22 protein-coding genes and 1 pseudogene are annotated in these 18,412 nt (G+C 70.8%); 7 read left to right on the top strand and 16 right to left on the bottom strand.

Annotation, left to right across the window (positions count from 1 at the left end; translation table 11 throughout):
- The first annotated feature begins 128 nt into the window (after positions 1–128).
- Complete coding sequence (locus VNG13_00735; protein ID HVA59047.1) at positions 129–956, top strand: site-specific integrase; 828 nt, start codon at positions 129–131, stop codon at positions 954–956.
- Positions 957–1,221: 265 nt separating this feature from the next.
- On the opposite strand, the gene VNG13_00730 is transcribed toward VNG13_00735, so the two are convergent.
- Entirely contained in the window at positions 1,222–1,710 is a 489-nt protein-coding gene (locus VNG13_00730; GenBank protein ID HVA59046.1) for a universal stress protein, read from the bottom strand.
- Between the two features lie 723 nt (positions 1,711–2,433).
- Between VNG13_00730 and VNG13_00725 the strand changes: the two genes are divergently transcribed.
- Entirely contained in the window at positions 2,434–4,323 is a 1,890-nt protein-coding gene (locus tag VNG13_00725; GenBank protein ID HVA59045.1) for a cytochrome b N-terminal domain-containing protein, read from the top strand.
- A 17-nt stretch (positions 4,324–4,340) separates the two neighbouring features.
- Here the strand turns inward: VNG13_00725 and VNG13_00720 are convergent, their stop codons facing one another.
- Together VNG13_00720 and VNG13_00715 are read right to left on the bottom strand one after the other, a co-directional pair.
- Complete coding sequence (locus tag VNG13_00720; GenBank protein HVA59044.1) at positions 4,341–4,865, bottom strand: hypothetical protein; 525 nt, start codon at positions 4,863–4,865, stop codon at positions 4,341–4,343.
- A 54-nt stretch (positions 4,866–4,919) separates the two neighbouring features.
- A complete protein-coding gene (locus VNG13_00715; GenBank protein ID HVA59043.1) occupies positions 4,920–5,183 on the bottom strand; it encodes a hypothetical protein in 264 nt (87 codons plus the stop codon).
- On the opposite strand from VNG13_00715, the gene VNG13_00710 reads away from it, so the two are divergent.
- Positions 5,155–5,589, top strand: coding sequence for a MarR family winged helix-turn-helix transcriptional regulator (locus tag VNG13_00710; GenBank protein ID HVA59042.1), 435 nt, complete (start codon positions 5,155–5,157; stop codon positions 5,587–5,589). The two genes, VNG13_00715 and VNG13_00710, sit on opposite strands and share 29 nt — an antisense overlap.
- A 69-nt stretch (positions 5,590–5,658) precedes the next feature.
- On the opposite strand, the gene VNG13_00705 is transcribed toward VNG13_00710, so the two are convergent.
- The 7 genes from VNG13_00705 to VNG13_00675 form a co-directional block, all read right to left on the bottom strand.
- Positions 5,659–6,792, bottom strand: a complete 1,134-nt coding sequence (locus tag VNG13_00705; GenBank protein HVA59041.1) for a hypothetical protein — start codon at positions 6,790–6,792, stop codon at positions 5,659–5,661.
- A 173-nt stretch (positions 6,793–6,965) separates the two neighbouring features.
- Positions 6,966–7,700, bottom strand: coding sequence for a hypothetical protein (locus tag VNG13_00700; GenBank protein ID HVA59040.1), 735 nt, complete (start codon positions 7,698–7,700; stop codon positions 6,966–6,968).
- A gap of 13 nt (positions 7,701–7,713) precedes the next feature.
- Positions 7,714–7,968 carry a carboxymuconolactone decarboxylase family protein gene (locus tag VNG13_00695; GenBank protein ID HVA59039.1) on the bottom strand — a complete coding sequence of 85 codons (255 nt, stop codon included), beginning with the start codon at positions 7,966–7,968 and terminating at the stop codon, positions 7,714–7,716.
- A gap of 120 nt (positions 7,969–8,088) precedes the next feature.
- Positions 8,089–10,785, bottom strand: coding sequence for a pyruvate dehydrogenase (acetyl-transferring), homodimeric type (gene aceE / locus VNG13_00690; GenBank protein HVA59038.1), 2,697 nt, complete (start codon positions 10,783–10,785; stop codon positions 8,089–8,091).
- Between the two features lie 79 nt (positions 10,786–10,864).
- Entirely contained in the window at positions 10,865–11,707 is an 843-nt protein-coding gene (locus tag VNG13_00685; GenBank protein ID HVA59037.1) for a hypothetical protein, read from the bottom strand.
- 93 nt (positions 11,708–11,800) lie between these two features.
- The gene (locus VNG13_00680) at positions 11,801–12,133 is read right to left on the bottom strand and encodes a cupin domain-containing protein (protein ID HVA59036.1); all 333 of its coding nucleotides are present in this window, start codon (positions 12,131–12,133) and stop codon (positions 11,801–11,803) included.
- A 3-nt stretch (positions 12,134–12,136) separates the two neighbouring features.
- A complete protein-coding gene (locus VNG13_00675; GenBank protein ID HVA59035.1) occupies positions 12,137–12,505 on the bottom strand; it encodes a DUF488 family protein in 369 nt (122 codons plus the stop codon).
- A gap of 42 nt (positions 12,506–12,547) precedes the next feature.
- Here VNG13_00675 and VNG13_00670 point away from each other — a divergent pair, with 42 nt between their 5' ends.
- Positions 12,548–12,802 carry a carboxymuconolactone decarboxylase family protein gene (locus VNG13_00670; protein ID HVA59034.1) on the top strand — a complete coding sequence of 85 codons (255 nt, stop codon included), beginning with the start codon at positions 12,548–12,550 and terminating at the stop codon, positions 12,800–12,802.
- A 159-nt stretch (positions 12,803–12,961) separates the two neighbouring features.
- Here the strand turns inward: VNG13_00670 and VNG13_00665 are convergent, their stop codons facing one another.
- From VNG13_00665 to VNG13_00655, 3 genes are all read right to left on the bottom strand, one after another.
- On the bottom strand, positions 12,962–13,450 hold the full coding sequence (locus VNG13_00665; protein HVA59033.1) for a hemerythrin domain-containing protein: 489 nt from the start codon (positions 13,448–13,450) through the stop codon (positions 12,962–12,964).
- A 118-nt stretch (positions 13,451–13,568) separates the two neighbouring features.
- Complete coding sequence (gene fdxA, locus VNG13_00660; GenBank protein ID HVA59032.1) at positions 13,569–13,925, bottom strand: ferredoxin; 357 nt, start codon at positions 13,923–13,925, stop codon at positions 13,569–13,571.
- A 77-nt stretch (positions 13,926–14,002) separates the two neighbouring features.
- The gene (locus tag VNG13_00655; protein ID HVA59031.1) at positions 14,003–14,692 is read right to left on the bottom strand and encodes a helix-turn-helix domain-containing protein; all 690 of its coding nucleotides are present in this window, start codon (positions 14,690–14,692) and stop codon (positions 14,003–14,005) included.
- Positions 14,693–14,786: 94 nt separating this feature from the next.
- Between VNG13_00655 and VNG13_00650 the strand changes: the two genes are divergently transcribed.
- Entirely contained in the window at positions 14,787–15,521 is a 735-nt protein-coding gene (locus VNG13_00650) for a DUF2249 domain-containing protein (protein ID HVA59030.1), read from the top strand.
- A 76-nt stretch (positions 15,522–15,597) separates the two neighbouring features.
- Here VNG13_00650 and VNG13_00645 read toward each other — a convergent pair whose 3' ends face one another.
- Positions 15,598–16,074: a universal stress protein gene (locus tag VNG13_00645; GenBank protein HVA59029.1), complete on the bottom strand. Its 477-nt coding sequence runs from the start codon at positions 16,072–16,074 to the stop codon at positions 15,598–15,600.
- On the opposite strand from VNG13_00645, the gene VNG13_00640 reads away from it, so the two are divergent.
- The gene (locus VNG13_00640) at positions 16,073–16,195 is read left to right on the top strand and encodes a hypothetical protein (protein ID HVA59028.1); all 123 of its coding nucleotides are present in this window, start codon (positions 16,073–16,075) and stop codon (positions 16,193–16,195) included. The genes VNG13_00645 and VNG13_00640 overlap by 2 nt on opposite strands.
- Here the strand turns inward: VNG13_00640 and VNG13_00635 are convergent.
- Together VNG13_00635 and VNG13_00630 are read right to left on the bottom strand one after the other, a co-directional pair.
- The gene (locus tag VNG13_00635) at positions 16,167–16,730 is read right to left on the bottom strand and encodes a hypothetical protein (protein HVA59027.1); all 564 of its coding nucleotides are present in this window, start codon (positions 16,728–16,730) and stop codon (positions 16,167–16,169) included. The two genes, VNG13_00640 and VNG13_00635, sit on opposite strands and share 29 nt — an antisense overlap.
- A gap of 37 nt (positions 16,731–16,767) precedes the next feature.
- Positions 16,768–17,394, bottom strand: coding sequence for a hypothetical protein (locus VNG13_00630; GenBank protein HVA59026.1), 627 nt, complete (start codon positions 17,392–17,394; stop codon positions 16,768–16,770).
- A gap of 555 nt (positions 17,395–17,949) precedes the next feature.
- On the opposite strand from VNG13_00630, the pseudogene VNG13_00625 reads away from it, so the two are divergent.
- Positions 17,950–18,267 (top strand): annotated as a pseudogene (locus VNG13_00625) (IS6 family transposase).
- Positions 18,268–18,412 lie beyond the last annotated feature (145 nt).

Here is an 18,412-nt window from a genome sequence, read left to right as displayed (position 1 = left end):
CGCGTCGGCACCGGCGGACCGTGTCCCAGCTGCGGCGACGCGGTCCTTGTCGAGGAACTGCTGGAGGGCGCCAACGAACGGTAATGTCAACACACGGATGACGTGGTGATCATCCCTACACCATGATCATGGACGCGACCTTCGGGCAACTCCCGATGCGAAAGATCGCGCCCTCGACGGTCCAGGCATGGATCAACCAGGTCAGCGGAGGGTTGAAGCCCCGATCGGTGCACAAGTACCACGGCATCCTGCACAAGATCTTCCAGCGTGCGATGGTCGACCAGATCCTGCCGACCAATCCGTGCGACAGCGTCGTGCTACCCAAGGTGGTGCGGCGGCCGAAGAGGATCGTGACCCCCGAGGAATTTGATCTCCTCATCACCGCCGTCGAAGACCGCTACCGCATGCTCGTCCTGCTAGCGATCGAATCCGGGCTTCGGTGGGGCGAGCTCATTGCTCTCCGACCATGCGACCTCGACTTCACCACGCGCACCATCGTGGTCCGGCGCGTGATTGCTGAGATCAGCAAGAAGATCGCCCCTGATGGACATCGGTACGTAGTCAAGGACTACCCAAAGGACGATGAGCAGCGGCTGGTCCAGATAGAAGCCGACACCTGTCACCTACTCCGCGAGCACATGTTGGCGGAAGGAATCCGCGACGAGAACCTGCTCTTCACCACGACGGCCCGAACCCCAATCTCCCGCAACACGTTCCGTACACGGGTATGGCTACCGGCCGTGAAAGCAGCCGGCCTCAAGGAAGCCTTCACCTTCCATGGGTTACGTGGGTCCCACGCCTCCTGGCTGCTCGCCGGTGGGGCGGATCTCAAGGTTGTCATGGACCGGCTAGGACACCGTCAGATCACGACGACCCAGCAGTACCTGGGTGCACTTCCCGAGGCTGGTGAACGAGCTCTTGCTGCATTCCGCAAGATTCGCCACCGCACCGATTGATCGATTGACCCGACGCGCCCCTTCGGGCGCCGCCAGCTCGGAACCCTTCCAATTGCCCTGGACAAGAAGTATCCGGTAATAGTCGGCGCGCGGCGCGGTATCGGCCCTTCCCGGTCACTTCGCTGGGCGCGCGGCGGCGCTCTGTCATCGGCCCGCTCGGCGGCAGAAGCGGTCATTCTTGAAGATCGCTGGTCGCCCATGCTGATGAGCTGTGATCACTAGCCGGCCGGGCTGCCGGTTGGTCGACGGCCTCCCGTCGTGGGGATCACGGCGTCGGGCCGGCGTTCGGTTGCCCGTGGGCGACTAGAACAGGACAGTGGGCGTGCTCGGCGCAGCTGGCGCTGACGGAGCCGAGCAGCAGGCCGGTGAAGCCGCCGTGCCCGCGGCTGCCGACGACAAGCATGTCGGCGCCCCGGCTCGCCTCGAGCAGCACCGAGCTGGCTTGACCTTGACGGGTGAGGGCGAGAAGGTCCGGGGGTCGGTGGGCGTCGAAAACTTCGTCTAGCGTGGCCTCCAGCACCTTGGTGGCGTCGATGTCGGGCCGCCAGTTCTCGGGTATGCCGACCGCCCACCCATAGTTGGTTGGGTAGTCCCATGCGATGACCGCTTCGAGGGTGGCGCCGAGCGAGGGGGCGATGCGGGCGGCCCACTGAAGGGCGGTCTTGGACGGATCCGAGCCGTCGACGCCGACCACAACGCGCGTGGTCGAGTGCATAGGATGGCTGTCGTCGTAGATGTCGTGACAGGTGGTCATGGTCGACTCTCCCTTTCCTAGCAAGGTCGCTCCGGCCTTGCCGGGTCAGCTCTGTATCACCAGCCTGGGCTGGAATCCCGTCCGCGGGTAGGGCAGAAAGTCCGTGCCGCACCGACAGCCGCGGGCCTGCGCTGCGCGCAGTGGTGTCGGGGGCAGGACGGAGGTGACCTTGGGCCCTGGCTGGGGGTCGGGTCGGGCGGCTATGAAGTCGGGATGGACGCCAGGACGAACGCCGAGATCTTGGGAGAACGACCCGGGGGTCGGAAGGCGCCGCCGCCAATCGTCGCTGTCGCGCGCTCCGTCAGGACGGTCTCATTCGAGCGGCAGGGCCGGGTGGAGCCGATGACGGTGTTGGCTGGCCTGTACGTCCAGGTCGGCGGCGCGGTGGCGGGTAGGTACCGGCTCGATTGCCCCCGATGCGGGATGGCCGCTCTGGAGCCGGCCCAGGCCGGTGGACGCAGCAATCTGCTCTGTTTGGCTTGCGGCACCTGCTGGGCCGCGGGCGAGGCGGAGCGGGTCGATCCCACGACCTGTCCGGGGTGTGGGTACGGGGAGCACTGCCGGTTGCCGCACGGCCCGCAGCGGGAACGGGAGGCCCAATCCGGAGAGCCGGGCGAGGTTCCCTCCGGGCAGGTCCAGATTGACAGTCCTGGGCGGTCGACCGGACGTGGCGTTGCGTGGGAAGGTCGGCGGGAGTAGTCCCGTCGGGAGAGAGGGCTGCGGATGCGACTGGTGATGGCGCACCTGCCCGTTTCCGTGATCGACCTCAACGGACCGGGCCGCTATTTCAAGTGGTCCGTGCTGATTATTTCGGCCGCGAACCTCGGCGTGATCCTGGCCATACTGCTGATCTTCCTGCTGGCGCTGGCGCTGCGGTTCCCCGGGAGTCGCCGGGCGGTACTGGAGCCGGCGGCGGAACCGGACGCGCCGCCGCCGCCGACGGCGCCGTCGACGACACGGTCGTGGACCGGCCGGCTGCGTGCGTTGGGAATGCGCTGGCTGCCGCCGGAGCGGCTGCTGCCGGAGGAGCAACCCAGTTACGTCAGCTCGTGGATCTACGTGTTCGGGGTGGCCACCCTGGCCGCGCTGGCGGTGGCGATCGTGTCCGGGTTCGCGATCGCGATCGGCGGCCCGGACTGGTGGCAGACCAACCCGGTAGGTCATTTCTTCAACAGCTGCCACTTGTGGAGCGTGGAGCTGTTCTTCGCCTTCATGGTGATCCACCTGTGGGGGAAGTTCTTCATGGCCGCCTGGCGGGGGAAGCGGGCGCGGACCTGGATCACCGGCGTGCTGGCGTTCCTTGCCTCGATCGTGGAGGCGTTCACCGGCTACCTCTCGCAGCAGAACTTCGACTCGCAGTGGATCTCCACGAACGGTAAGGATGCGTTGAACGCGGCCGGGGTCGGTGGGTTCTTCAACGTGATGAACTTCGGTCAGATGCTGCTCTGGCACGTCGTGCTGATGCCGCTGATCCTCGTCGCGGTGGTCGGGGTGCACATCCTGCTCGTGCGCCACCGGGGGGTGGTGCATCCGATTCCGGCCCGTCGCGGGCGCGACCCGCTGGGTGCGCGGATGGCCGCCACCACGGACACGGTGACAAGGACGCGGGCCGAGCGGCGCGAAGCACGACGCGTCGAGGCAGCCGAGTGGCGCGGCCCGAAGCGCCGCTACGACATCATCAAGGAAGGGGCGGCCGCCACGCTGATCGCGGTGCTCGCGACGGTCGCGCTGGCCGGCCTGCTGTCCTCACCGGACGCCCCGTCGATCACGATCAAACGGTGGGCTACCGCCGACCCGACGGACTTCGTCGGCACCGTGGCCGCCGAGCTGGCCGGCACGTCGGAAACTGCGACATATGGGCCGCCTTACAACCACGGGGACGCCTTCGCGCAGCGCATCGGGGTCTCCTGGCAGACCTTGGTCGGCGTGGTCATCCCGATCAGCCCGGCGCAGGCGTTCGTGCTGGGCCCACTGGGTAGCCTCGCCCCGGACGATCCCACCCTGGCCGTCGCGCTCGGCACCTATCAGGCTGCCTCGGCAAGCCAGCAGGCACAGTGGGCCAACGCGTACGCCAGGTCTGCGGTCAAGGCCACCGTGACCGGCGCGCGGGTGAGTCTGCCGGCGGGGAACTACGGGCCGGTCACCGGCATCGTGTCCCCCGAACTGGTGCTGGCCCAGTCCGGGGGGCTCGACGCCGCGCTGGTGGCCCATCACGACTTCTACGGCACCGACTTCACCAAGCCGCTGCTGTTCCTCGAGGACGGCGGCTACTTCGTCTCGGTCGCCCAGGCCCAGCATCTGCAGGGCAACCAGTGGGGGGTGATGAACGAGACGGGCAGCTACCCCGGGCAGCCGTGGCTATGGCTCTACCAGCTGTGGTACCGGCTGCCGGGGTTCCGCAGCTCCGGAAACGTCGACCTCATCGCCGTCTACCTCACCGGGCTGGCCACCCTGTTGCTGCTGCTGGTCCCGTTCATCCCGGGGCTGCGCTCGATCCCGCGTCGTGTTCCGGTGTATCGGTTGATCTGGCGTGACTACTACCGGGAAGCCGAGGCCCTGCCCGCGCCCGCTGAGGGACCACCGTCGACCGGACCACCCGGCTCGGCCGACTGACCCCGTCGGTCTGCGTGTCAGTCCGGGAGGAACTGCACCTGGAAGGTAGGAACCGGGAAACCAGAGCCCTGCCCCGCGGCCCCGACGACGAGCACGTCGGCGACCCCGCCGAGTAACACGCCCATCGTCGCCCGGGCGGCGTGGCGCAACACCAGCCGGTCCACGCCGGAGCCGACGGCGCCCAGCGGGGGCGTGTAGCTGGCGTTGACGGTCAGCAGGCTCGACTCGTCGGCCTGTCCGGTGAGGTCCAGGTCGGCGTCGAGCGCCGGGAACAGGCGTCCGCTGACCCCAGTCGCCACCCAGCGCAGCGGCACCCGCATCCCCTCGCCCACAGGTCGCGGCTCGAGGACCTGCAGCCGCACCTGCTTGGACAAGCCGACTTGAGGGCCGAGCGGCCCCACCCGTGCGAGCACGCTCAGGCCCTGCGCGTACGCGCCGTCCGACGCCGCGCCGAGTTGCTCGTGCGCCAGCGCGTGCCGCAGCCGCTCCACCGCCGTCGCGATCGGCAGCGGCACCGCGAGGTGCGCTTGGACGAACACCACACCAGCACCGCACGGCGCGAACGCCCCGGCTAGGGGAGAAGGTCCCCGGAGCGCTCACCCGACGGGGATCAGCGTGCGGACCTGCCGGGCGATCTCGAGGTCCTCGCGCGCGGTCACAACCATCGCGGCGACGGGCGCGCCGTCCGCGCTGATGTCGCGATCGCCTCGGCCGGCCTCGTTGCGGGCCGGGTCGACGTAAACGCCGAGGAAGCCGAGCCCGAGGGCGGCCCGGGCGCGGATAGGAGCGAAACGCCGCTCACAAGCAAGCCGACGAGGGCAGACTGGCCGGGTGGTTCGTTTGACCCGACGGGAGTACACGGACCTGCTGACGTTCCGGGCGGGGTTGCGCCGGTTCCTGCGCTGGAGCGAGGCGCAGGCCATCGAGGTGGGTCTCACCCCGGCGCAGCACCAGCTGCTGCTCGCGGTGAAGGGTCATCCGGACCGCCGCGGACCCACGATCCGGGAGGTGTCTGCTTATCTGTCGACCGCGCATCACAGTGCGGGGGAACTGGTCGAGCGGGCGGAGGCCGGCGGCTACGTGCGACGCTGCCCGGATTCGGACGATGCCCGGTTGGTGCGGGTCCGGTTGACGGCGCTCGGGGACCAGCGGATCCGCCGGCTGGCCAAGCTTCACTTGCAGGAGCTGCACCGTCTGGCCCCGTTGTTCGACCGACTGGGAGCCGATCACGATGTCGAACCGAGTGCGGGTCCGGCGGGCGGGTGACTCGTTCACCGCTGAGGGCCGCGGGCAGAGCGCTCGGGCGATGGCCAAGGCCGAGCCGCAACGTCCCGGTCAGCCCCGGGCAGCATCGGCGGGCCGGGCTATGACGGCGATCGCCGCGAGCGGCAGGAAGCTGCCGAGTCCGGTCAGCGCGGCCGCATAGCCGGCGCCGCGTACGGCGGTGGGCAACGGAGGCATGCTGAGCAAGATCCCGATGTTGGTGAGCAGGAGTCGCGGCGGCCAAGCCCGGTTGAGCAGCCGAGCCGCCTGCTTCGCGCCGGCCGGGCCGCCGCCGAGCAGGACCGGGAGGAGGAAGCTGAGCGCGCCGACGAGCACCTGGGCGACCAGGCCAAGGGCCAGGGTGGGGGCCAGTCGGTTGGCGACCGTGTCGATATGAGCGCTGGAGCTGGCGAGTGCGGCGACGTCCCAGACGGTGGCGGCGAGTAGCCAGCCGGTGGCCGCGGCCAGCGAGCCGGATGCGGCGTCCTGCGGCCGGCGTTGCCGGACCGCCCGGGTGAACGGATCGAGGGAGAACCCGATCCCGGTGGCGTAGCCGGCCATCCCGGCGGCCGCGTATCCCGGGTGGCGGGCGAGTAGGCCGGCGGTGGCGAGGAGCAGACCGCCGCCGCAGCAGGCGAGCGTGCGGCACGCCGCGGCGGGGGCGCCGGCGGCCATCCGGGTGCGCAGCGCAGCCGGCCAGAGCATGAACAGGGTGCCGAGCACGGTGAGCCCGATCCAGCCGAAGAGGTTGACGTGGGCGTGCAGGGTCACCAGGTAGGCGGCCGAGCGGTCACCGCCGGCGTGTCCGGTGCCGAGCAGGGCACCGGTTGCCGCTCCGAGGACGAGGAAGCCGGCGGCGGCGACGTAGAACCACACTGTCGGGCGGAGTTGGCCGGCGAGGCTGCGCCGGGCCAGCCGGCCGAGTCGGCCGGCGCTGGCCGACGTCACCGCCGCCGCCAGCGTGGCGCCGGCGAGGACGCTGGCGTGCTGACCGGCGGCCACGCCGGCGAGCACGGCGAGTACCCCAGCGTTCAGGCCGAGCAACTGCAGCACCTGCCACCGCCCAGCGGCCGGCCGGGCGTGCAGCAGCGTCTCGGCGAAATGGCCGCTGTAGACGACGATCGCGTTGGTCGCGGCGCCGAGGAACAGCAGGTGCAGCGCGAGCCAGCGGGGCGTCGCGACCAGTCGGGGTGCTGCGGCGACCACCAGCGCGGTGCTGAGGTAGGCGAGCAGCAGCGGGATGACGAGTCGATGCCGCGACCGGCGCCCGGTCAGCCGAGGCCGATGTCCCGCTGATGGTCCGCTGGTCCGATCACCTGCCTGACGCGCCAGGCGCGGTGCGGGTTTCGACGCTGACCGGCCTGGTTGGGGCTGCCAGGTCATGCAACGGCAGGCTCGGGTTGCGGGCCGGACGGCACCATCGACGCATCCGGGCTCGAGGCGGTGCGGGGTCGGTTCGGCAGCAAGCCGGCCAGCCAGTCCAACGCCGGTTCCCCGGACAGGGTGTCGCCGCCCTTGGTGAGCAGCAGCGGCAGGCTCGGCGCGCCGTGCTCCTGCCACAGGTGACGCCAGGCGTCGATGCGGTGCTGTCCAGCCGTGGTCAGCGGCCCCCGGGCGAGGGTGACGAGGTAACCGAGCCGGCGGCTGACCGCGCGTGGATCCGGGTTGCCGAGCGGCACGATCGGCTGATTGGCCTGAATGCGGGCCCTGATGGCGTCCGCCGGCGGATCGGGGTTGAGCACGGCGAAGGCGATGGCTCGCATGACTTCCGGATCGTCGACTCGGCGGCCGTCGACCCACAATGCGTCGAACAAGGCTCGGCGCATGGCGTCGGCGGCGCCGTCGCTGATCGACTCGGCGTAGGCGGAAGTGGCCGCGCCACTGTTCGGCACGCGCCAGCCGGCGGCCGGGACCCGTTCACTTGGCACAGCCAGCCGGCCGGCCTCGTCTGCCGTAGCTTGGTCGAGCAGCCGCCCGCCGATCGGGCGGCTCCGGTCGGCTTGGACGGCCAGCCAGCGGACCTCATGCAGGCCGAGCGAGGCGATCTGATCGGCGCGCTGGCTGGCCAGGAACGACAGCGGGTCGGCGAAATCGCCGACGATGGTCACGATCATGGCTACCTCCCGGTCAGGGGACGACGAGTATCGGCATCTCGGCGCCGCGGGCGAGCCGCGCTGCCACCGAGCCGAAGCCGTGGGGATGGCGCGGCTTGCCGACGCACCAGGCCAGCGCGGCCCGTTCCCGACTGGTGGAGCACGGCGTCTCCCGCCACGCCGCGATCAGGTGCATCCGGTCGTCGGATTCGCCGAGCGCCCGGACGTCCTGGGTGTGCTCTTCCAGACAATGCGCGCAGCTGTTGACCTGGGAGGCCCGGATCTTCACCCAGTTCCAGCAGCGGCCGGCCCAGTGGGCTGGCGTGGACCGCCCTCTCCAGCCCGAGCATCGCCTGCCGAGCGGCCGGATAGACGCGGGTGTAGTCGATCCTCATGACTGGTTTCCTTCTCAGGCGACCAGGGGGTCGTGTGCCGGTCGAGCCTGGTCGCCGACGATGGTCAACGTCCGACCGGCCGGCCGCGGGGCGGCGGCCACCCGCACGGCGGCGTCGGTGATCCCGTCGGCGTCGACGCCAAAGTGGATGCGCAGCTGCTCGCGGGTGTCGGACAAGCCGTAGCCGTCGGTACCGAGGCTGACGAAGGTGGCGTCGATGAAGCGGGCGAGCTGGTCGGGCAGCGCACTGACGTAGTCGCTGACCGCCACGACCGGCAGCGGTTCGTCGCCGAGCGCGCGACGGAGCTGACTGAGCCGCGGCGGCTGGTCAGGGTGGTCGCGGTTCCAGTGTTCGGTAGCGAGCGCGTCGTCGCGAAGCTGCTTCCAGCTGGTGACGGACCACACCTCGGCGGCCAGGTGGTGCTGGTCGGCCAGTTGGCTCGCGGCCTGCTGGGCGAGCAGCACCAGCGGTCCGGAGGCCAGAAGCCGGACGGCCGACGACTCGCCGTCGGGGGCCGGGCTGACCCGGTGCACGCCGGCGACGATCGCTTCGTCCACGCTCACCCCGGGGATGCCGGAATCGGTGGGCTTGGCCGGCTGCGGGTAGTCCTCGTTGTAGACGGTCAGGTAGTAGAAGCACTCCTCACCGTCGCGGTACATACGGCGGATGCCATCGCGGACGATGGCGGCGGTTTCGTAGGCGAAGGCGGGGTCGTAGGCCCGGCAGGCCGGCACCGTGAGCGCGGCCAGGTGGGAGGAGCCGTCGGTGTGCTGGAGCCCCTCGCCGGCCAGGGTGGTCCGCCCGGCGGTGGCGCCGACGAGGAAGCCGCGGCCGCGGGCGTCGGCGAGGGCCCAGATCAGGTCGCCGACGCGCTGGAACCCGAACATCGAGTAGTAGGTGAAGAACGGCACGACCGGGCTGTCCCAGCTGTGCCCGGCGGTTGCGGCCGCGGTCAACTCGGCCAGCCCGCCGGCCTCGGTGATCCCCTCCTGCAGTACCTGCCCAGTCGCGGACTCGCGGTAAGCGAGCGGCAGGTCGGAGTCGACCGGGGTGTAGCGCTGTCCGTCGGGCGCGTAGATGCCGAACTCGGAGTAGAGCACCTCGAAGCCGAAGGTGCGGCCCTCGTCCGGCACGATCGGCACGATCCGCGCGCCGACGGCAGGGTCGCGCATCAGCGAGCGCAGCAGTCGGGTGTAGGCGATCGTCGTGGACATCGCCCGGTGGCCGGAGCCGGCGTCGAACTCGGCGAACACGGCGTCCGCCGGGAGCGCCGGCAGGTTCGGGGGGTGCAGCGGCCGGCGGGGGAGGATGCCGCCGAGGGCGCTGCGGCGCTCCTGCAGGTAGGTCAGCTCGGCCGAGCCCTCCGGCAGCGGCAGGTAGGGCGGTAGCCCGTCGGTGAGCTCGGCGTCGGTCACCGGTAGGTCGAGGATGTCACGGAAGACTCGCAGCTGGTCGGAGGTCATCTTCTTCATCTGGTGGGTGGCGTTGCGGCCTTCGAAGTTCGGGCCGAGCGCGTAGCCCTTCACCGTCTGCGCCAGCACCACCGTCGGCGCACCGGCATGCGCGACCGCCTCGGCGTAGGCGGCGTAGACGACCCGTGGGTCATGACCGCCGCGGCGCAGCCGCAGCAACGCAGCGTCCGACAGCGTGGCCCCCAGCTCCCGCAGCGACGGATTCCCACCGAAGAGCGTGTCGCGTAGCTCGACGGCATCGAGGATGGTCAGCCGCTGCAACTCGCCGTCGTTCATCGTCTCCAGCCGGTCGGAGAGCAGCTCACCGGCTGGCCCGGCGAACAGCGGCTCCCATTCGCTGCCCCACAGCACCTTGACCACGTGCCAGCCGGCGCCGGTGAAGAGGTCGTCCAGCTCGTCGAGGATCCGGCTGTTGCCGCGGACCGGCCCGTCGAGCCGCTGCAAGTTCCCGTTGACGACGAAGGTGAGGTTGTCGAGGTGTTCGCGGGCGGCGAGCCGGATCGCCGCCATCGCCTCCGGTTCGTCGGTCTCCCCGTCGCCGACGAGGCACCACACCCGTGCCTGCGCGGTGTCCGCGAGGCCGCGGGCGGCGAGGTAGCGGTTGAACCGGGCCTGGTAGACCGCGTGCAGCGGACCGATGCCCAGGCTGACGGTGGGGAACTCCCAGAACCCGTCGAGGCTGCGCGGGTGCGGGTAGGACGGCAGTCCTCGACCAGCGCCGGCGACCTCCCGGCGGAACAGATCGAGCTGGGTGGCGTCGAGCCGGCCTTCCAGGTACGCCCGGGCGTAGATGCCAGGGCTGGCGTGTCCCTGGAAGAACACCTGGTCGCCGGGGACGACCGGCTGGCCCGGCTGGCCGCGGCCGCGGAAGAAGTGCTGGAATCCCACCTCCCACAAGGTCAGCGTCGAGGCGTAGGTCGACAGGTGTCCGCCGAGGCCCGGATGGCGCTGATTGGCCCGCACCACCATGGCCATCGCGTTCCACCGCAGATAGGCGTTGATCCGCTCCTCGACCGCCAGCTCCCCCGGGTAGGTCGGCACCCGCTCGGCGGGGATCGAGTTGCGGTACCGGCGACGCCGACCGGCCGGGACGCCCTGACTGTCGGCGTGGGCGAGGACCGCCGCGAGGATGCGTGACGCCGCATCGGTGCCGCGGGCGGCGATCAGCCCGTCGACCGATTCCAGCCATTCGGCCTGCTCCTCGGCCAGCTCACGGTTCCGCGGTTCCTCGGATATCACCATCCCATTGTCGTGCGTCCTTAACTTAAAAACAAGTATTTTTCGTCTTTACCTTCGGGGCGTGCTCGCCCTCCCCCGGCTAGAAGAACCGGGGGTCGGCGATGGTGCCGCTGGAGACCAACCGCACGTAGCCGTCGGTGAGGGCGACGAAGATCAGGCTGGCCCAGGCGAACTGCATGTGCCGGGCATTCAGCCAGGAGGCGGTGGCCCACAGCCGGTAGCGGATCGGATGGCGGGAGAAGTGGTTGAGCCGGCCGCCGATCAGATGCCGGCAGGAGTGGCAGCCCAGGGTGTACAGCCACAGCAAGGCGGCGTTGACGACCAGCACCAGCGTGCCGAACCCCATGTGCCCCCACTGGCCCTGGTGACTGCGGAACGAGACCACCGCGTCGTAGCTGAGGATCGCGTTGAGGATCACCCCGAGGTAAAAGAAGTACCGGTGGACGTTCTGCAGGACCAGGGGGAAGCGGGTCTCCCCGGTGTAGCGACGGTGCGGCTCGGCCACCCCGCACGACGGTGGGGCTAGCCAGAACGCCCGGTAGTAGGCCTTCCGGTAGTAGTAGCAGGTCAACCGGAAGCCGAGCGGGACGATCAGGATGACCACCGCCGGCGAGATCACCCACCAGGGGCCGACGACCCCGACGCTGGGCACGTGCACGTTGACCGCGGCGCCGGCGCGGGCGTGTAGACAGGTGGTGGCCAGGCACGGCGAGTAGAACGGGGAGATGTACGGCGCCCAGTAGTAGTCGGCGTGGGCGAAGGCGGCCCAGGTCGCGTAGCCGACAAAGCCGACCAGCACGGTCGCGGTCGTGACCAGCGGCGCCCACCAGCGGTCCCGGCGCAGGGTGCGGGCGGAGATCCGGGCCCGACCGGGGCTCCACACACCGCCCCGGGCACCGGAAACGGTCGAACCGGCCGTGATCGCCCTCCTTCCTTGCCTGCGGCACCGCCCTGACGGGCGCACCGCCGTCGGTCGCGCGTGTCACGACGCGCCGCGGCCGGCGCCGACGACTGGCTAGCCGGGTTTGGCGACGGTGAGCAGCAGCACGGTGTCCTCGATGGCGTACAGGTGGTGCCGGCTGGGCGGGATGACCAGCAGGTCGCCGTCGCGGCCGATCCAGGCATCGGCGCCCGCGCCGAGACGGGCCCGGCCGGACAGGACGTGCACAGTGGCCTCACCGGGGCTGTCGTGCTCGCCCAGCGTGGTGCCGCCGGTGAGCGCGATGAGGGTTTGCCGCAGGGTGGACTCGTGTCCGCCGTAGACGGTCTCCGCGCTCCGCCCGCTGCCCGAGCCGCGGGCGCGGTCGAGGAGCTCGCGGCCGAGCGCCGCCAGCGACATCTTGTTCACGGCCTACCCCTTCGCCTTGGCCGCGCTGTGGCGGGCCAGGTAGTCACGGAGCACGACGGCGTTGTTGTGCTCGGTGTCCCGGGAGCTGTAGAGCAGGGTGACTTGCCCGCGGGCGGCGGCCTGCGCGAGGGAGGCCCAGGCCTGCGGGTTCGCGTCGAGTTCGCGGGTGTAGCGGCGCCGGAACTCGACCCACTTCGCCGGATCGTGGCCGAACCAGCGACGCAGCTCGGTGCTCGGCGCGGCGTCTTTCGTCCACCCGTCGATCGGCAGCTCTGCCCGGCGCACCCCGCGCGGCCACAGCCGCTCGACGAGAAAGACCCGGCCGGCCGCCGGTCGAGCCCGTAGACCCGGCTCAGGGTGATCACGGGCCACCTCCCCTGGTCAGGTGTATCGTATTCCGTGATAATAGGTGTCGTGAGCCACGATGTGTACCCGCCGGCGACGGCGACGATCAGCGCCCGGCGCAAGGCGCTGGCTCCGGCTACCCACGACGCGTTCACTGCGTTCAGCGAGCAGGTGTTCGCCGACGGAGCGCTGCCCGAGGTCACCAAGCAGTTGATCGCGGTCGCGGTCGCGCACACCACCCAGTGCCCGTACTGCATCCGGGGGCACACCCGGCTCGCGCGTCGCAAGGGCGCGAGCGACGAGCAGATCATGGAGGCGATCTAGGTGGCGGCGGAGATGCGCGCCGGCGGCGCGTACGCGCACGCTGCGATCGCGCTCGACGCGCTCGGTGAACCGGGCGAGCCGACCTAACACCGCGTGGTGCTGAGGTCGCCGCCGCCGTGGCATCCGGCAGACAGCCGCGGGTCGGGCCACGAGGGCCTATCAGCTGGGCTGGGCGGTCGCTGCCGCCTGGTATTCGGCGAAGCGGCGTTCCATCACCGGCAGCAGCATGACGAGGTCGACTCCCGGGTCGGCGGCGAGGGCGGGCAGCAGCAACTCGTTCTCCCGCCGCACGTGCCCGGTGAAGATCTCGCGGATGGCCCGGGCCACGCCGACGGCGTCCGCGGCGTCCGGGGCCGGGTCGAGCTCTGCGATGAGCTGGCGCAGCGTCTCGTGTTCGAAGATCATGCCGGCGACCAGTGGACGCAGGGTCGGGCCGGCGGCGGCGTAGAGCACCTCCTCCTCCGCGCGGGCGTGCGGGGCGACCTCGGTCGTGAGCAACTGGTGCAGGTCGTGGACGGCCGGCTGGTGCGGCTCGCCGGCGCGCGCCGCGGCGGCGAGGACGTCGACGCGCTGGTCCACAGCGGCGCGCAGGTGCCTGTGGTGGGTGGTGACGGCCGCGATGGCGTCGCCGGTGGTGGTGACGCTCATGGCAGGTCTCCTTGACCGTGCTAGGCGCGCGGCCGAGGCGCTGGCACCGGCCGGCTGCGGTAGGCGAGGTCCCCGTCTTTGCGGCCGAGGGGAGAGTCTCGTCCCAGGTCGTCGGGATCTACCCCGCCGACTCCTTCGGCCGCGGTGGATGGGAGCCGACGAGGGGGGTGTCGACCCCAAGGCGGCCGAGCTTCGCGGCTCCGCCCGGCGAGTCCAGCGGCGCGTCGCGGCCGGGCAGGGTCTCGGAGAAGAACCGGGCGTTGTCCTCTGTGTATTCGGCCCACTGGGCGGGCAGGTCGTCTTCGTAGTAGATGGCCTCCACCGGGCACACCGGCTCGCACGCGCCGCAGTCGACACACTCGTCCGGGTGGATGTAGAGGGCGCGCACACCTTCGTAGATGCAGTCGACCGGGCATTCCTCGACGCAGGCCCGGTCCACCACATCGACGCACGGTTCACCGATCACGTAAGTCATGGCTGGAATCCCTTCTCAAACATGGCGAGCGCAGACGGTCGCGACCGGCCGCGGGCCACCGAACCCGGCCGCAGCGGTCACGGCCGGCCCCGCCCGTGGGTCCGCAGCCGGGCCAGACACAGGTTCGGGGTGACAAACGGCTCCAACGCGACCGCCTGCACCGGGGCGTCGAGTTCGGCCAGCGCGCCCTGCATGAGCCCGAGATGGATCGCGCAGACCACGTCCGTGTGCTGTTGGGCGACGTCGAGGAACGGGCAGTGGTGCAAGCGCAGCTCCGCCTCTCGGCCGCTGCGGCCGGCGGCCACCTCGGGGGCGAACCCGATCCCGTCCAGCAGCCGGGTCAGCCGATCGACCGCCTCGCCGGCGTCCACCCGCTGCGACGGCGCCGCCCGTTCGATCAGATGGCGGCCCCAGGAGCGGCCCACCTCCTGCGCGACCGGCCCGGCGTTGCGCAGCGAGGCGACCAGCCCGGTCAACATCTCGGCCAACAGCCGGTAACTACGCGGACCTGGCGTCTCACCGGGCGCGGTGTAGAGGATCTTCGGCCGGCCCGGGACGTCGCGCTCCTCCGCGCGCCGTTCCGCCAGCCCATCCTCGACCAGCCCGTCCAGATGGAACCGGGCCGTGTTCACGTGTAGGCCGGTCAGCTCGGCGACCCCGCCCACCGACAACGGGTGGCCGGCGTCGCGGAGCCGGCCCAGCACCTCCGCCCGCCGTCCGCTCGGTAGGGCGGCGACCGCCGGGTCGATCAGCGTCGCGGCGGCCACGTTTGACCGTCCGGCTCAGGACCTCTTGTCTCTCCCACAATTCAGGAGTATAACCAAGATAGAATCGTTTTTACAAGTGGAGGCGGGGGTCGGGATGGGTCGGCCGGAGAGCACATGGCTGTCGGCACCGGCCGAGGGCGGACCGGCAGACCCGCTGACCAGCCTGCGCAGGTCGGCGAACGGTCCGACCTTGGCCGACGAGCACAGCCTGCTGGTCTGGCAGACCTGCGCCTACGCCGACGAGCTGGCCGACGCCGTCGGGTCCGCCCCCCGGTTCACCCCCGCCGTCGACGCGATGCTCGGGTTCTGCCACTACCGGCTGCTGCCCTACCTCGCCGACGAAGAACGGCGACTGACTGCAGCCGATCTGCGGGACAGCCGCATGTGGCAGCTGCTCGTCGCCGATCACACCCGGCTGCGGGCCGACGTGGAGAACCTGGAATCCACCCGGGCTCGCCAGCTGCTGCCACTGGCCGCCTCCACGCTGGTCGGCCGGCTCGACCGCCACGCCCACCGCGAACAGGGCTGGGTGGTCGACTCCGCCCCCGCAGCCGACGACGAGGAAGACTGGGCCATTCCCCTGCTGCTGGGCGACGAGATCGACCTAGGCGCCCTGCCCGCCGGACGCCAGGAAGCACTGGCGCTCAAGCGGCTGGCATGGATGCGGCCCGGCGAAACGCTCAGGCTGCATGCCGGGTACGACCTGCACCCGCTGTGGTGCCGCCACCACGCCCGCCGCCCCGACGGCTACGGCTGGGTCTACGAACGGCAGGGCCCGACCCATTGGCTGGCCCGGATCACCCGCCGTCCCGACTGTGCGGACGGTTGAGCCGCGGCGCACCGGCCAATATCGGCGGCCGGACCGATGCGAACGCCCCTCAGCGAGGACCGGAGAAAGCGTCCGTTCATGGTCCGGTCGTCGTTGCGCCGTGTCGGACGACGACGACGGGGCAAGCCGCGTGATGGATGCAGTGGGTGCTGACCGAACCGATCAGCAGATTGGTGATGGCACTGTGGCCCCGGGCACCGACAACGAGGAGGTCCGCTGATCGCGCCTCGTCGATGAGGACGCCGGCGGGGTGGCCCTCGACAACGCGTTGTTGGATTGATACGGCTGGTTTCTCGCCGGCGGCGTCATGCACGACCGCGGCGAGGGTTGCGGTGGCGCTGTCGGCGGCGAGACGTGGATCGATCGGTGGGTATCCGGCGTAGCCACCGGCCATGCCGCCGTAGTAGCCCGGGTCCATCTGCCGGTGCCAGGCGGTGACGGCGCGGACGCTGCCGCCCGCGCAGCCGGCGTAACCGATGGCCCAACGCAGCGCGTCGACGGATTCGCGGGAACCGTCTACTCCGACGACGACGGTCGGTGAGGACGGGGCCATGGGTTACCTCCTCGGGCCGGACTGGCGCCAGGCGCCGGTGTGCCGGATCAGCGTCTGGTACGGGCAGGTCTGCATCGTCGCGATCAGCCGGCTCACGCGGTCCGCGGCGTGGTGGCGGTGACCGTGGCCGGTCGTGGAGCCGGTGCGGCTTCGCCGTCGATGGCGGCGGGAAGGTCGACGCCGATGCGGGGTTGGTGCAGGGTAGCGGCGACGAGGTCGGCGGGTTCGAAGTCGAGGCCGGGATTGTGCGGGCCGGAGGCGGCGCGGCTGCCGATACGGACGGTGGCTGGCAGGTGGACGCCGAGGTCGTCGAGTGTGGTGCGGCGCAGCCAGACGCCGATATCGGTCAGCCGGAACAGTTCAGCGCTCCACGTCCGAATCTCGGCGGGCACCGCGCGGGTAGCGTGCCGTGGCCGGTGGTGTGGCGGCGCCGGGCCAGGCTCGGTGGCCTGCAGCGCGGCAGCGACCGCAGCGGTGGCCTCGCGCAGCGCGAGGGTGAGGTCGTGCGCCGCGACGCGGGCCTCGGCCGGGGTGTGCGGGCGACCGGTGATCGCACGCATCCGGCGCTCCGTCTCGTTGACCCGCGCCTGATGTGCGGCGTAGTCGCCTCCGAGGCTGATCGCGCGGTCGAGGTCGTGGTATGGGTGATGTCGCATGTCGTGGTTGCCTTTCGAGATGGGGCGGCCCGCTCAGTTACGGCACCGGCTGCAGGTCCAACGGGAGGTGGTCACGGGCCGCCTGGGCGGTCCGTCGGGTCGCCTTGATGATGCGGGCTGCCTCGACCGGCGCCAGGTTGCGCAGGGCGGCTGGCAGGGTGTGCTGGGCTCGGGTCAGGTGTGCGCCGGCGAGCCTGGAGAGCTCGTCGACGAGCGCGGCGGTCTGGTCGCGCGACTGTGCGGTGTCGCCAGCGAGCGCGTGTTGGGCCCGGAGCACCGCGACCCGCTCGGTCAGGCGGAGCAGCCTGGCGTGCTCGTCGGCGATCTGACGGCCCGGCCACGCTGCGCCGGGCTGGCGCAGCGCCGGGCGGACGCGTACGGCCAGGCCGCACAGCAGCGGGATCAGGTCCTCGACGAGGTAGCTGTCGAGCTCATCCAGCCAACCGCCGAGCGACCGCTCAGCCGCGTCGGTGTCGAGGCGTGGCGTGGTGAGCACGTCCAACCGCTGGCGCAACTGCGCCAAGATGACGGCCAGCTCGTCGATCGGCCCGGGAGCGGGCCGGTTGGCCGTCCGCGGACCCGGCGTCGCCCCCGGACCGGATGCCGGTCGGATGAATCCGCCGACGTCGGGTCGGTCGAGGGCGACGACGTCGATCGTCGTCATCGAGCCCGCGGCTCGGCTGTCGGGAGGCAGATGCAGCCTCGGCACAGGCCGCCGGCGAAGGTCGAGGTGCAGTATCGGGTAGCGACGGAGTCGTGGGCGTCGGCGGGGCATCCGCAGGGGCACGGGGGCAGGGCGGGGGCGGACGGGTAGACCCACGGCATCGAGGGGGCGGCAGCGGCATGTTGGGGCGGCTCGGAGAGGGTGATCGTCCCGGTGCCGGAAGCTCGGGTTTCGGTCATGTGCCTGGCCGCCTTCAAGGGCTGAGCGGCGAGGGAGCGCAAGGTCCGGACAGACCTCGGCACGCTATCTGCAGCCAGTGTTGCACGGATCCGGGAGGTTAGGGTATCCACTTGACCGGAGCCCACTGGGACTGTGGCCACCCCGCGCGGACCTACGGTAGGCCGGACGGCCACGACCGTACGGTGATCGCAGCGGTCGGCTGCTCGCCGCAAAGGTGCGCAAGTTGCGGCGGTGGGCAGACATGACCTAGCCGGGCTCTGTTGCGTTGTGTGATCGCCGGCCCGGGACACTGGTGGGGTGAGTGACCGCAGCGTGTTGTCGTGTCCGCCGTCGGGGTTCCGGTTCCCGCGTGAGGTGATCGCGGTCGCGGTCCGCTGGTACCTGCGGTACGGCTTGTCCTACCGCGACGTCGAGGAGCTGCTGGCCGAGCGCGGTGTCACCGTCGATCACGTCACGGTCTACCGGTGGGTGCAGCGGTTCACGCCAGAATTCGTCGAGGCAGCCCGCCCGGCGCGGCGTGCACCGGGTGACCGCTGGTTCGTCGACGAGACGTATGTGAAAGTCTCCGGCCGCTGGACCTACCTGTACCGCGCGGTCGACCAGCACGGTCAGGTCGTCGACGTGCTGCTCAGCGCGCATGAGCGTGTCTAATCGTCTGTGTGTGAGTTCGGTGCCCGACTCTGGGGCTGCCGGCAGTTGCCGGGGTCTCGGGGAGGAGCGCACGTGATGAGCACAACGACCAGCATGGACGTCGTGAACGACCAGGGCGAGGGTGACG

Source organism: Mycobacteriales bacterium, assembly GCA_035533475.1.
Lineage (GTDB): Bacteria > Actinomycetota > Actinomycetes > DATLTS01 > DATLTS01 > DATLTS01.
This window is presented reverse-complemented; position numbering and strand designations above follow the sequence as displayed.